The sequence below is a fragment of the Ahrensia kielensis DSM 5890 genome, from assembly GCF_000374465.1.
In the GTDB taxonomy this organism is placed as follows: Bacteria; Pseudomonadota; Alphaproteobacteria; order Rhizobiales; family Rhizobiaceae; genus Ahrensia; species Ahrensia kielensis.
The window spans coordinates 892,241-905,859 of record NZ_KB894528.1 but is presented as its reverse complement, the minus strand read 5'-3'; the positions used below and the strand labels follow the sequence as shown (position 1 = coordinate 905,859).

Here is a 13,619-nt window from a genome sequence, read left to right as displayed (position 1 = left end):
GATGAAACGAACCGCTTTGACGATGGCAATTGCAATGCTGGCTTCTCCTGCAATCGCAGCAGATCAGATGACCCTTTTACTCGACTGGTTTGTAAACCCTGATCATGGGCCTATTATTGTTGCGCAAGAAAAGGGTTATTTTGCAGAGCAAGATTTAGAAGTTGAAATCATCGCGCCTGCTGATCCTTCCGATCCGCCTAAATTAGTGGCGGCAGGAAAGGGTGATCTTGCGGTTTCCTATCAGCCACAATTACACATTCAGATACATGAAGGTTTGCCGCTCAAGCGCGTCGGCACATTGGTTGCCACACCGCTCAATTGTTTGCTTGTTCTCAAGGACGGCCCGATTAAAACACCTGCGGATTTGAAGGGCAAGAAAATTGGAACTTCTGTCGCCGGCGTTGAAGAGGCCATACTTGGTACTGTTTTAAAAAATCACGGTTTAACTTTGAAGGACGTTGAGCTGGTCAATGTGAACTTTTCATTGTCACCAGCGCTCATGTCCAAACAGGTTGACGCTGTGATTGGTGCGTATCGAAATTTTGAACTCAACCAGATGAATATTGAAGGCGTGGAAGGCAAATGTTTCTATGTCGAAGAAGAAGGTGTTCCGCCTTATGACGAGCTTATCTATGTTGCGAATTCAGACACAATGGATAAGGAAATGATTGCACGCTTTCTTTCTGCAACCGAAAAAGCGACGCAATATATCACCAATCATCCGCAGGAAAGTTGGGAAGTTTTTTCCAGCACATCAACCGAATTACAAGACGAGTTGAATAAGCTTGCATGGACAGATACTTGGCCGCGTTTTTCCAAGCGTCCCGCTGCTATGGATGCTGGTCGCTATGCCAAGTTTGAAGCATTTTTGAATGAAGCAGGTCTTATTCCATCGCAAAATCCAGTAGAGGCGATTGCAATCGATGTGACCGCGCAATGACACATCCTGATTATGGAAAAACATTCGCTGTCTGGCGTGCCGGAGCAGGGCAGAGCTGGCATGATTATATCAACCACGATTTTGTAGAAGGTTTACGTGATGGCAGTTTGCCGCGTGCTTCATTCCTTCACTACTTGATCCAAGACTATGTGTATCTTGTGCACTATGCGCGTGCATGGTCATTGGGTGTGATCAAGGCCGAAACGTTAGATGAAATGAAAATCTGCGCCGGAACGGTCAATACGTTGGTCAATCTTGAGATGTCTCTGCATGTGGCAACTTGCACTGCTGCGGGTATCAGCGAAGAAGCACTCTTTGATGCTTCTGAAACCACGGAAAATCTTGCCTATACGCGCTATGTAATGGACGCTGGCATGCAGGGTGATTTTCTTGATCTTATGGCGGCACTTGCACCTTGCGTTATGGGGTATGGTGAGATCGGTTTGCGTTTGGCAAAAAACGCAGCAGAAGACACACCTTATGCGGACTGGATTGCGGTCTATTCAGGCGATGAATATCAGCAAGCTTGCCGCACCGTTGGTGCAATGATTGACCAATCGGCTGAACGACGTATCGGCCATGATATGGCTTCGTCGCCGCGCCTTGCCTCTGTGCAATCCCGTTTTACCAAAGCGACCGAGTTAGAAATTGGGTTTTGGGATATGGGGCTGCGCGGAAAATGAGCCCGTCGCCTGAAATCATGTTCAAGGGCTGTTTTTTCATTGAGAATAAACAGCTCTTTGATGCTTCATTTGTGATGCCTGCGGGACAATGGACTTGCTTGCTTGGTCCTTCTGGCGTTGGGAAATCGACTATTCTGCGGTTGCTTTTGGGGCTTAAGACTGGCGGTCATTTTAAGGGTGAAATTTCAACATCTGATGGGCAGTCCATTGCTGGGCAGATAAGTTATATGGCGCAATCTGACTTGCTTTTGCCTTGGTTGTCGGTTGTTGAAAATCTCATGGTTGGTGCTTCACTTCGCGGTGATACGCATGATGAGGAACGTGCAATGATGCTGCTTGACCGTGTTGGTCTTAGCGATCATGGGCACAAAAAACCGGCGGCTTTATCTGGCGGCATGCGGCAACGTGCTGCGCTTGCACGCACATTGATGGAAGATCGACCAATCGTTTTATTGGACGAACCTTTTTCTGCGCTCGATGCGGGCACCCGTGCAGATATGCAAGAGCTTTCTGCAGAGCTTTTGACAGGTAAAACCGTATTGCTCGTTACTCATGATCCGGCAGAGGCGAGCCGAGTGGCGGACCAAATTCTCGTTATGAATAAGACCGGCATGGTGGTTTGGCCTGCACCTGAGTTGCCAGCCATTCGGGCGGTTGATGCGCCGGAAACCTTGCTTTGCCAATCAAAATTATTGGCCCATTTGAGAGCGTTAGCGGCATGAGAAAACTCGATCTCCTTTTCGCAATTCTATTGATGCTTTGTATTTGGCAGGCTCTGGTTTTGATTACTGGTGCGCCGCATTTCATTTTGCCATCGCCGTGGCGGGTAGCAAAATCGGCCTATTTTAATCGTGTGTTGATTGGTGAAAACGCACTTGTCACAATAACTGAAATTTTGCTGGGGCTGTTGCTCGGCACGTTATTTGGCGTTGCGACTGCATTGCAATTGACGCTTTCAAAAACCGCAGAAAGATTGATGCTCCCCATTTTGGTATTCACCCAAGCTGTACCCGTTTTTGCGCTCGCACCTTTGCTAACATTGTGGTTCGGCTACGGCATGGGGTCCAAAGTGGTGATGGCCGTTTTGATTATCTATTTTCCGGTCACATCGGCTTTTCATGACGGTTTGACACGCATTGATCGCGGGTATCTTGATCTTGCTAAAACGATGGGTGGCCGGCAGTTGCAGATTTTGCGCCATATCCGAATTCCAGCCGCTTTGCCGGCGTTAGGCTCTGGATTGAAGTTGGCCGCTGTCTATGCGCCCATTGGTGCGGTAATCGGCGAATGGGTCGGTGCTTCCAAAGGGCTTGGCTACTTGATGTTGCTTGCCAATGGACGGGTTAAAACCGATCTCATGTTTGCCTGTTTGATTACGCTTGCGTGCCTGACTGTGATCTTACACAGCCTCGTTGGGATGTTGGCCAAACGCCTATCCAACTATGCGGAAGGCGTTGAGCGGTAATCGTTTTACGCCTTTTTCAAAAACTCTGTACGCAGCACAAGACCTTTGATTTTTTCGACACGGCATTCAACTTCGTCAGGATTACCCGTCAAACGAATACCTTTGACCATCGTGCCGCGCTTAATGGTTGAGGACGTGCCTTTCACCTTCAAGTCTTTAATGACGGTAACATTATCACCATCAGCAAGTACGGCTCCGTTTGAGTCGCGTGTTTGGTCTTCATTTTCTGACATAATCATTCTCCTTTTATGCCGTATTGGACCAAATCAATGCCTGTGTCTATTGCGGCACTCCATCGCAGACCTCAGCAACGCCAAAAGTGTTTACTTAACACAAATGGCCTTGCCCAAGTTGAGCAAGGGCTGCGGTTAGGCTGTCGATTTCAATCTGAGCATAAAGCGCCATTTCGTCGATGACTTTTGTGCCGAGTGCAGCTTCAAAAGCATCTTGATTTGCCGAGGCGCTATAGTTTGATTGATCTTCTGCTCCAAGGTTTGATTGGAAAATACCGGCGGCTGAAACGGGCAGGAAATCTTCATAGATTTGCGGGTCGGCTATGAGTGCACCTGAGGCAATCAATTCGGACACATTTGTTGCCTTGCTTGCCAGCGTTTTATCGGTTGCACGATAGCGGAAAAATGCCAATCGTTCTTGGCGCAATGTTTCTAAATCGTCCGGCAGTGCCGAAAAGGCAGCTTCGAGTAGTGCTGTGTAATTATCTGCGCCAGGTTTTGATGCGGCTTCGCGGGTTTGCGTCAAAGCTTTGTCATAAAATTCACGCCCTGCTGGTGTGAGCGCTACGCCGCGTTGTTCGATCTCGCCAAAGCGAGCTGTGTGGCTGCCTGCTACACCTTGGAATAAAACCTCTTCGTCGAGTGCTTTGAATGATGTTTGGCGCAGCAGAATATCAGTTTTGCGGTGTGGAGGCCCTTCAATGACTGCCTTTGGTGAAATGCCACGCGAAGGCATTTGTGCTTGCACGGCATCAATGTCCAGCGTGCGCGGCGTTAAATGGTTGATATGCGGGCCTTTGAAGCTGACGACATCTGCAATCAAGCGGTGTGCTGCGACCAGTTGTTCATAGGTTTGCGCATCGACAGTCGCATCGCGGTGCCAGCGGAAAGTTTCTAAAGCCTCTTGCACAAATTCGTGCGCTTGTTCTTCTGTTAGGCCGCCTTGCTTTTCTGCCACATCAATAAGTGCGAAAGCGCCGTCGGTAACAATTTGGCGCTTGCTTAAAATTTGTTCGGACTTTTCAGCCAGTGCACGATCTTCCACCAAGTCTAAACGCAATAGCGATGTGAATACACGGAATGGATTTGCCTGAAGTGAAGCCTGTTCAATAGGGCGAAACGCGGTTGAATGCACAGGTATGCCCGCAACGGATAAATCATAATAGCTGACGGGAAACATGCCCATCACAGCAAACATACGCCGGATTGCTGCTAATTCTTGCGCTGTACCAAGACGAATTGCGCCGTGACGTTCCACATCAAGACGGTCCAATTCTCCTGCTGCTTCTAGCCGCGATTTTAGCGCTGGATTTTCTTTCAGTGCCGCGTCATTCACATCGCGCACAAGTTCCATCAGCGTGCCGTATTGCGGCACCTCTGCGCGATACATATCGGACATCGCTTGGGAAAACAGTGTGCGAATTTTATCGGGGTTCATGTGAGTAGTCATCAGTTTTTCCTGATTGAGCTGGCTTGGCCTTTTAAAAGCCAAGCCCATATAGAGTTTAGATATCGAAAGATACACCTTGTGCAAGCGGTAGTTCAGCCGAATAATTGACAGTTGAGGTCTGACGCCGCATGTAACCTTTCCATGCGTCTGAACCGCTTTCACGCCCGCCGCCTGTTTCTTTTTCACCGCCAAATGCGCCGCCAATTTCTGCACCCGATGGGCCAATATTGACGTTTGCAATTCCGCAGTCAGACCCTGTGGCTGATAAAAATGTTTCCGCCTCACGCATGTTGAGCGTAAAGATACAGGACGACAAGCCTTGTGGTACATCGTTTTGCATATGGATTGCTTCGTCCAATGTCTCATATTCCATGACGTATAATATAGGCACAAAAGTTTCGGTCTTTACCGTTTTGGTTTGGCTTGGCATTTCAACCAACGCGGGCGCAACATATGCGCCTGATGGCACGCCTTTGGTCACAGTTTCGCCGCCATGCACGACACCGCCTTCGGCCTTGGCGTTTTTCAATGCTTCTTGCATCGCCGACAGTGCATCTTGGTCGATTAATGGGCCAATCAATGTGCCTTGGGTTCGTGGATCGCCGACGGCCAAGCTGCTATAGGCCGATTTAAGTTTCTCGACGAGTTCTGCTTTGATCGACTTGTGCACAATCAAACGGCGCAGTGATGTGCAGCGTTGCCCTGCGGTGCCAACAGCTGAAAACACGATGCCGCGCACAGCCATTTCTAGATCAGCAGATGGAGCGACGATCATTGCATTATTGCCGCCAAGTTCAAGAATAGAGCGGCCCCAACGTGCGGCAACTTTTGGTCCAACAATGCTGCCCATCCGCGTTGACCCAGTGGCGGATAGAATTGGCACTGCTTTGCTATGCACTAAGGCAGCACCGATATCTGCGCCGCCAATCAGCAATTGATGCAAACCGTCGGGCGCATCATCGCCAAAGCGGGCAATGGCACGTTCAAGAATTTTCACACAAGCCATTGCAGTAAGGGGTGTTTTTTCAGATGGCTTCCAGATCACCGGATTGCCGCATATGAGTGCAAGAGCCGTGTTCCACGACCAAACCGCAACCGGAAAGTTAAATGCGGAAATGACACCGCATGGACCCATGGGATGCCATGTCTCAGACATTTTGTGGCCGGGGCGTTCAGATGCAATCGTCAGGCCGTATAATTGACGCGATTGACCTACGGCAAAATCGCAAATGTCGATCATCTCTTGTACTTCGCCCAAACCTTCTGAGGTCACTTTGCCAGCCTCTAATGTGACCAAAGCGCCAAGCGCATCTTTTGAGGCACGCAATTCTTCGCCGAGCAAGCGCACCAATTCACCGCGGCGCGGGGCAGGCAGGGTGCGCCATGCTTTAAACGCTGCTTGAGATTTGGCGATGATCGCAGGCATTTCTGCTAATGGCGTTTCATGCACTTTGGCAACTTCTGCACCATCAATTGGCGAGATGACTGCAAGCGTGCCACCTGTCAATTCAACGGCTGTAAAGCCAAGGTTTTTCAATACTGTGGAATGATCCATGAATATTCTCCTTGATTGGGCTGCTAACGCAGTTTTTTAAGTGCAGAGGCCATGCGGGTGAGGCCTTCGTTCAGGTCATCTTGGCCGTAGGCAAAAGAAATGCGGGCGTGTCCAGGCAGGCCAAAGGCAGCGCCTGGAACAATGGCGACATGTGCTTTTTCGAGTAGCCAGTCACATGCATCCGTACAGGTTTCAAAACCGCCCTTGGCCATCACCCCTTCAATGTTGGGAAAGACATAGAATGCGCCGTTTGGCTCTGGACATGTGATGCCAGCCATGGCGTTAAGGCCACCAACGACAAGTTTGCGGCGAGCATCAAAATCCTGAAGCCTATCGGATAGTAGTTTTCTATCACCAGTTAATGCGACGAGTGCGGCCGCTTGGCTAATCGAACATGCGCCTGAGGTAATTTGGCCCTGAACAGCAATCATTGCTCGGATCAATGGCGCGGGGCCGATGCCCCAGCCAATGCGCCAGCCTGTCATGGCCCAAGCTTTTGAGACGCCATTGACGATCAATGTGCGGCCCGCCAATTCGGGTGCTGCGACAGCGAAGCTGGTGAAAGGTACATAGCTAAGATGCTCATAAATTTCATCGGCCAAGACCCAGACGTGAGGGTGTTTTGCTAAAACTTGAGCAAGGGCGCGGATCTCGCCTTCGGTGTAAATTGCACCGGATGGATTGGATGGTGAGTTTAGCATCAGCCAACGCGTCTTAGGGCTGATGGCTTTTTCTAAATCTTCAGGTGTGAGTTTGAACCCTTGAGACATCGGGCAGGGCACAGTGACAGCGGTGCCGCCTGCCATTGTCACAATGTCAGAATAGGATGTCCAATAGGGGGTCGGTATAATGACCTCATCGCCAACATTTAAAGTGGCGAGCATGGCGTTGGCCAAGACTTGTTTGGCACCTGTGGACACAATCACATGGGCACGCGTGACATGGCTTTGCGCTGCGATCTCATCACGCAGCGCATTGGTGCCAGCCGTTGCCGTGTAACCAGTTTGTCCAGAGAGGGCAGCACTAAGGGCCGCTTGAATGACAAAATCCGGTGTGGGAAAGTCCGGTGCGCCAGTGGATAAAGCAACAACATCGTGGCCATCAGCACGCATCTGCGCTGCCGTTTCGGAAATTTGTACAATTTGTGAAATCTCAATTCCGTTGATGCGGGCGGCGCGGCGAAACTCGCTTGGACTATCCTGCATAACGCGCCCCATTGGCGGTGTTTAAGAACGATGCCAGCGATATATCTTCCTGTTTTAAAAAGCCTGTTTTTGGCAAGGTGCCATCGCGCACCATTTCAATAATTGCGACGACGGAAGATGCGGTCGTCCATGCAATTGCTGTGCGGTGTTTACCCGCAATCTCAAGTGGTTTTAGACCTCTTACAAATTCACGGCGCTCTAAGCGTCCATCAATCGTGCCTTCAGCAGAAACATGAATATAAACGATGTCATCGCTCACAGGCGGCTTGGCATTGACGAGAATTTCTCCGGCCTCTTTGCGTCGGTCGCGCATTAAAAGTTCGTGGAAGAAGAAATTCATCAAATCGACATGGCCCGGATAACGCATGGTTTTATAATCCATGTTCGGCACCGTTTCGGCATAGGTTTCGCACATGGTGCCAAGCCCGCCTGATGTGGTGAAAGCTTCGAGCTCAATTCCGCCAATGACAACTTTTTCCACCCACTCCATCGGGGAAATCCACTTGGTTTCTCCGTTCTCAAGGACTTCGCAATCATTCAAATATTCGTTGACGACACCTTCTGGTGACCAGTTGAACGAATAGCCCATTTGCCCTGTCGGGTTTTGAGGTAATGCGCCAACGCGCATTCTGCATGAGCGGCAGTCATCAAACTGGCTGATAAGATCAGCACCCACAATGCCAACAAATCCGGGGGCGAGGCCGCATTGCGGAGCCATCAAGCCTTTGGATGTTTTAGAGAGTTTCAAAATAGCTTTGGTGGTCGGTACGTCTTCGGTCAGATCAAAATAATGCAGCCCTAAGTCATGGGCTATTTGCGCCACGCCGATGTTTAAAAAGTAAGGTAAGCAAGACAATACGGCATCTACATTTGATAGTGCTGTTCGCAGCGCTTCCAAGTCAGATACATCAACCGCCTTTGTTTCAAAGGGCAGGTCCGTCATAGCGCGATTATCGATGCCTGTAACTTTAAAGCCTGTATCGTGCAGTAATTCACCAGCCAGCGTGCCGACTTTTCCCAATCCAAGAATCGCGACGTTTTGCATTTGATCTCTCCCAGTGTTGGAGAGAGCGTAAGCGGAATTCACATTGCAATAAATACCTATGATATGTATTTATTCATTCATAAAATGAATGGATTAGTTCTATATGGCACATGCTGACCGACTGCCCACACTTGCTGTTTTGCGATGTTTTGAAGCATCGGCAAAGCAAGAGAGTTTTACTGCTGCAGCAGAAGAATTAGGCCTCACACAAAGTGCCGTTAGCCGGCAGGTCAAGGAACTAGAAGAGCAAATTGGCACGCCTTTGTTCAGGCGAGAAGGGCGCGGTGTACGGCTAACAGGAGCAGGGCGCGCGTTAGCTGATGCCGTGTGCGGCGATCTGGAGCGGCTGCGCCGCACGATATATCATGCCATCGCCGCAGGAACAGGGCCGCAAGTGCTTGCAATCGCTGCGCCGCCAACTTTTGCTGCGCGGTGGCTCGTTCCGCGCTTGCCAAAGTTTCGTGATCTGCACGATGGCTTGGAAATGGTGGTGTATAGTCGCTCAGAGCCGTTCGATTTATATAAAGAGCAAATTGATGTCGCCGTTCATTTTGGTGGATGGGATTGGCCAGGGGCACAGCTTTCGCCTCTTTGTCCTGAAACGCTTGTGGCTGTGGCCGCACCAGACCTAATTACACGCTATGGAGTGTCTAAGCCATTAGATGTGCTCGATATGCCTCTTTTGCATTTATCAGCGCGGACACATTTATGGGAAGAGTTTGCAAAGAGCCTTGGTCATAATGGCTTGGCGCTGCGACAAGGAAGCCATTTCGACCAGTTTAGCCTTGTCATTTCTGCTGCGCTCGCAGGAATGGGCGCTGCGATTTTGCCGACTTATTTGATTGAGCGCGAACTCAATGATGGTGATTTAATTCGGCTGGCGGATGTAACGACCGATGCTGTAAAAAGCTATTTCGTAGCGACCCCAATGGGGAAAAATTTGCCGCTTGCAGCTTCCTTTACGGCTTGGCTTCGCAAGCAAGTTATTCAGCCGCGTATGGATTAATGGATAAGACGTCACGCTTTTGACGCGGTTAATTTCAAGGTACGGAACATATTTCGGAACGGGTCAAAAAGCGTTTGCCGCGACCATTGTCTAGCGAAAACATGCCGCCTTTGCCTTCGACAACATCGATTATCAATCGCGTATGTTTCCAGACTTCATATTGATCGCCGCCAATATAAAATGTTGCGCCGCCTATCTCGCCAAGCTTAACATCATGATCGGCAATGATAAGTTCGCCGAGAGCATAGCACATGGGCGATGAACCATCGCAGCACCCACCCGATTGATGGAACATGACCGGTCCGTGATCTTCAACAATTTCTGCAATGAGTTTTAATGCGGCATCGGTTGCTTCAACTTGATTTTCCATGAGGGCACCTTTCTTCAGGTTGATGTTGGGGCACGCAAAATTGCGCACCCCATTTATTCCTTAGAAGAAACCCAGTTTGTTCGGGCTGTAGCTCACAAGCAAGTTTTTCGTTTTTTGGTAATGGCTAAGCATCATCAAGTGGTTTTCACGGCCAATGCCTGACTGTTTGTATCCGCCAAATGCTGCGTGCGCAGGGTAGGCATGGTAGCAATTTGTCCAAACACGGCCCGCTTGAATTGCACGTCCAAAGCGATAGCATTTGTTTGCATCGCGGCTCCAAACTCCGGCACCAAGGCCATAAAGCGTATCGTTGGCAATTTCCAACGCTTCTTCATCTGTCGTGAACGTACAAACAGACAGAACAGGGCCGAAGATTTCCTCTTGGAAAATCCTCATATCATTCGTGCCTTTAAACACGGTTGGCTGAATGTAATAGCCGCCTTCAATATCGCCTGTTTGTTTGGCAGCGCCGCCGCCAATCAATAGTTCAGCGCCTTCTTTCTTGCCAATATCCATATAGGACAGGATTTTCTCAAACTGTTCGCTTGATGCCTGTGCGCCGACCATTGTGCTTGGATCAAGCGGATCACCTTGCACGATCGCTTCGATACGCTTGAGACAACGCGCCATGAATTCTTCATAAATATCTTCATGAATGATTGCGCGGCTAGGGCAGGTGCAAACTTCACCTTGGTTAAAGGCAAACAACACCAAACCTTCAATCGCTTTGTCGAAGAATGCGTCATCTTCGTCCATGATGTCTTTGAAGAAGATGTTAGGAGATTTACCGCCCAATTCCAATGTGCATGGAATGATGTTTGCGCTTGCATATTGCATAATCAAGCGTCCGGTTGTTGTCTCTCCTGTGAAGGCGATTTTTGCGATACGCTTGCTGGATGCCAAAGGTTTGCCAGCCTCAAGACCAAAGCCATTTACAACATTGAGCACGCCCGGCGGTAATAAATGTCCAACCAGTTCCATAAGAACGAGAATGGATGCTGGCGTTTGTTCAGCTGGTTTAAGGACAATGCAATTGCCAGCTGCAAGCGCTGGTGCAATTTTCCATATCGCCATAAGAATTGGGAAATTCCACGGAATGATTTGACCAACAACGCCCAATGGTTCTTGGAAGTGGTAAGCAACTGTGTCGCTGTCAAGCTCGCTGAGCGCGCCTTCTTGTGCTCTGATTACGCCTGCGAAATATCGGAAATGATCAATCGCAAGCGGAATATCGGCAGCGGTTGTTTCACGAATAGGTTTGCCGTTGTCCCATGTTTCTGCTTCAGCCAGTGTTGCCAGATTGTCTTCCATTGTTTGCGCAATATTGATCAAAATCTGGCTGCGTTCGGTAACGCTGGTTGAGCCCCAAGCGTCTTTTGCAGCATGGGCAGCATCGAGTGCTGCTTCAATATCTTTTTCGTTGGAACGTGCGATTTGGCAAAGCACTTTGCCATTCACGGGTGAGGTGTTGTCGAAATATTGACCGTCTACCGGATCGGCGAATTTACCATTGATAAAATTGCCATATTTCTTTTTGAATTCAAAAACCATGATTTCCTCCCTGATGGTCGTTGCAAGGAGATGGTGGGCGGTGAAACTCAAATTGTCACGATGGCCGCACATGGTTCATGCATAGATGTGTAATGGTTTTGCGACACTTTTTTGCAATAAATGTGCTTGTTTTCCGTTTAGTTGGATTGGCGAAATTTATTGATTTTTCGGTGCAGCGTTGCGCGGCTTATACCCAGTGCAGAGGCGGCAGCACTGATGTTTCCATTCGTGCTGGCGATTGCCTGATGAATGACGCGCTGTTCTGCTGTCGCATAACGATGTGCCTGATCGTTCTCATGACCAAGCAAACTTGAAAGCGGCACATTGTTTTTAATATCTTGATGGCCGAGTTTATAAATGCTTCGGGCTGCCCGTGTTGCGCCAATAATCAGATCATCTTGATCAACCGCAATAAGGGCTGCGCTTTGCCAGCGGTGCTGTGTTGCCGCATCGGCTGTATCTTGCGGCACGAGCAAAATTTTCGCGGTAGAAAACTTCTCGCTGAAATAATTTGCTTCAATGGTGCGCGCCGCATTGATGACTGCGGAAGAGATCAATTTGGAAAATCTTGACGTTAGGTCTGAGCGGCATGAGGATACATCAACCACTGCAATGAGCTCGCCCTCATGGTCAAAAATAGGGGCGGCGGTGCATGAAAGTTCAATATTCTTTTTGTGAAAATGTTGGTCTTTATGAATGGTTAGCGGGCGCTCTTCGACAATGCATGTGCCAACGCCGTTTGTGCCTTCGCTTGCCTCGCTCCAGATCGCGCCGGTCCATAAACCCCAGCTCTCAAATGTGTCATCATCAGCTGGCGAGCCGCGCCGTGTGAGCGGAACGCCCTCACGGTTTGCCAAAATGACATTGCAGCCAACATCGCCAACAGCTTGGTAGAGTTGGTCCAATGATGCTTCGCTGTTTTTAATCAGAAGCCCTGCTTGTTCGCGCGCAATGTTAAATTCGGCCTGCGTTAAGCGTTCCGGTGCGCTGCGTTTATCGGGATTTAAATCGTGCAGCTTTTTAGATCGCTGCCAAGAGGCAACGAGAGGGGCGTAGGCGGCTTCATTGCGCGCAATTGCTGCATCTATGCGCGTTGCATGATTATAGGGCTCCCGCATTTTGATATTCCTCCCAAGATACCAATTTTCACCTTAGTATGAATTTGCCGTCAGTGTAATGCCATTCGTTGCGTTTCGTTTTGTGCATGAATGTGTCGCAGTTCTGAGACAGTTTTGCGAAAGTAACGATGCTAACACCTATAATCGATATTTTAACATCACGAAATGGTTTCCGCATATTTTGTTTTTTGCCAAACGTTTGACGGCCTATGCGCAGGGTGAAACGCGCAGCGGACCATAAAAACCGGTGTGATCTATCGTTCATGATGTATCCGCCAGCGCCATGTGCTGAAGCACCAGCGCGTGACATTCTTTTAAGACATAATCGGCTTCGAGGTTTGGCTTTTGCCGAAAGCCTGGAGGCAGGCCTGGCCGCAATGGTGGTACGCGTTTTGGTCCCGCGGGGGCGATTTTCCGCTTTTGCATTTGGCGGTTCAAACGCTTTGCCTGTTTGGGCAAATCGCCAAGCGCTACTTGCAGCGCTTTGAGCCTTGCGGTGAGGGCAGCGCTATCTTGATGGGCCTGCTTTGGTGCTTCAAATAGGGGCTGCGACACGCCGATCAAGCTGATGCGTGGCTGAAATTTGATCGCCTGTTTTGCTGCTTTCTCATCAAGCCAGTCAAAGCGCTTGCGCGGATCGAACAGTTTAAAACGGGGTGTTTGTGTTGCGTGGTTGAATGCTGCAAAATCGGGCAGGTTAGGGCTGACCGAAGAAGCAGAGGGGCCGCTCACGCTTTTCTGAAACCGTGCGGCCAGCACAATCAACCGCCGCGCCGCGCTTTCGGCAGGGCGCAGCACGCGCAGGATTTGATGGCGCACGGGGCTAGGCAAGATATTGCCGATTTGAACAAGAACCACCAGTGCCGCTACGATCCGCAGCAGTGCCTTCCTGTTGATGTCGATCGCCGCGAACCAGTCCATATTGCCTCGTTTGGTTGGGGAGGATTATGAGCGCAGGTTTTGAGCTGTTGGATAAGTTTTTTCTGCCTCCTCCCGCA

General features: G+C 49.6%; 14 protein-coding genes. 5 read left to right on the top strand and 9 right to left on the bottom strand.

Annotated features, from left to right (window positions below; genetic code table 11):
* The first annotated feature begins 1 nt into the window (after position 1).
* From C504_RS0104580 to C504_RS0104565, 4 genes are read left to right on the top strand one after another with little or no spacing between them, the layout of a single operon-like run.
* Positions 2–940 carry an ABC transporter substrate-binding protein gene (locus C504_RS0104580; protein WP_026317216.1) on the top strand — a complete coding sequence of 313 codons (939 nt, stop codon included), beginning with the start codon at positions 2–4 and terminating at the stop codon, positions 938–940.
* Entirely contained in the window at positions 937–1,623 is a 687-nt protein-coding gene (tenA, locus tag C504_RS0104575) for a thiaminase II (RefSeq protein WP_018688126.1), read from the top strand. Before C504_RS0104580 ends, tenA begins: the two co-directional genes overlap by 4 nt.
* Positions 1,620–2,345 carry an ABC transporter ATP-binding protein gene (locus C504_RS0104570; RefSeq protein ID WP_018688125.1) on the top strand — a complete coding sequence of 242 codons (726 nt, stop codon included), beginning with the start codon at positions 1,620–1,622 and terminating at the stop codon, positions 2,343–2,345. The genes tenA and C504_RS0104570 overlap by 4 nt, the downstream gene beginning before the upstream one ends.
* Positions 2,342–3,088, top strand: a complete 747-nt coding sequence (locus tag C504_RS0104565; protein WP_018688124.1) for an ABC transporter permease — start codon at positions 2,342–2,344, stop codon at positions 3,086–3,088. The genes C504_RS0104570 and C504_RS0104565 overlap by 4 nt, the downstream gene beginning before the upstream one ends.
* A gap of 5 nt (positions 3,089–3,093) precedes the next feature.
* Here C504_RS0104565 and C504_RS0104560 read toward each other — a convergent pair whose 3' ends face one another.
* From C504_RS0104560 to C504_RS0104540, 5 genes are all read right to left on the bottom strand, one after another.
* Positions 3,094–3,321, bottom strand: coding sequence for an alkylphosphonate utilization protein (locus C504_RS0104560; RefSeq protein WP_018688123.1), 228 nt, complete (start codon positions 3,319–3,321; stop codon positions 3,094–3,096).
* A 94-nt stretch (positions 3,322–3,415) separates the two neighbouring features.
* Entirely contained in the window at positions 3,416–4,771 is a 1,356-nt protein-coding gene (gene hglS / locus C504_RS0104555; protein WP_026317215.1) for a 2-oxoadipate dioxygenase/decarboxylase HglS, read from the bottom strand.
* Between the two features lie 55 nt (positions 4,772–4,826).
* Entirely contained in the window at positions 4,827–6,326 is a 1,500-nt protein-coding gene (gene amaB, locus C504_RS0104550) for an L-piperidine-6-carboxylate dehydrogenase (RefSeq protein WP_018688121.1), read from the bottom strand.
* A gap of 23 nt (positions 6,327–6,349) precedes the next feature.
* A complete protein-coding gene (locus tag C504_RS0104545; RefSeq protein ID WP_245555093.1) occupies positions 6,350–7,531 on the bottom strand; it encodes a pyridoxal phosphate-dependent aminotransferase in 1,182 nt (393 codons plus the stop codon).
* Positions 7,521–8,576 carry a saccharopine dehydrogenase family protein gene (locus C504_RS0104540; RefSeq protein ID WP_018688119.1) on the bottom strand — a complete coding sequence of 352 codons (1,056 nt, stop codon included), beginning with the start codon at positions 8,574–8,576 and terminating at the stop codon, positions 7,521–7,523. The genes C504_RS0104545 and C504_RS0104540 overlap by 11 nt, the downstream gene beginning before the upstream one ends.
* Positions 8,577–8,679: 103 nt before the next feature.
* Here C504_RS0104540 and C504_RS0104535 point away from each other — a divergent pair, with 103 nt between their 5' ends.
* On the top strand, positions 8,680–9,582 hold the full coding sequence (locus C504_RS0104535; protein ID WP_018688118.1) for a LysR substrate-binding domain-containing protein: 903 nt from the start codon (positions 8,680–8,682) through the stop codon (positions 9,580–9,582).
* Between the two features lie 34 nt (positions 9,583–9,616).
* Here C504_RS0104535 and C504_RS0104530 read toward each other — a convergent pair whose 3' ends face one another.
* The 4 genes from C504_RS0104530 to C504_RS0104510 form a co-directional block, all read right to left on the bottom strand.
* Positions 9,617–9,952: a DUF779 domain-containing protein gene (locus tag C504_RS0104530; RefSeq protein WP_018688117.1), complete on the bottom strand. Its 336-nt coding sequence runs from the start codon at positions 9,950–9,952 to the stop codon at positions 9,617–9,619.
* 60 nt (positions 9,953–10,012) lie between these two features.
* The gene (gene exaC, locus C504_RS0104525; protein ID WP_018688116.1) at positions 10,013–11,503 is read right to left on the bottom strand and encodes an acetaldehyde dehydrogenase ExaC; all 1,491 of its coding nucleotides are present in this window, start codon (positions 11,501–11,503) and stop codon (positions 10,013–10,015) included.
* Positions 11,504–11,640: 137 nt separating this feature from the next.
* Positions 11,641–12,621, bottom strand: a complete 981-nt coding sequence (locus tag C504_RS0104520) for a helix-turn-helix domain-containing protein (protein WP_018688115.1) — start codon at positions 12,619–12,621, stop codon at positions 11,641–11,643.
* Positions 12,622–12,882: 261 nt separating this feature from the next.
* Positions 12,883–13,542: a hypothetical protein gene (locus C504_RS0104510; RefSeq protein WP_018688113.1), complete on the bottom strand. Its 660-nt coding sequence runs from the start codon at positions 13,540–13,542 to the stop codon at positions 12,883–12,885.
* Positions 13,543–13,619: the final 77 nt, after the last annotated feature.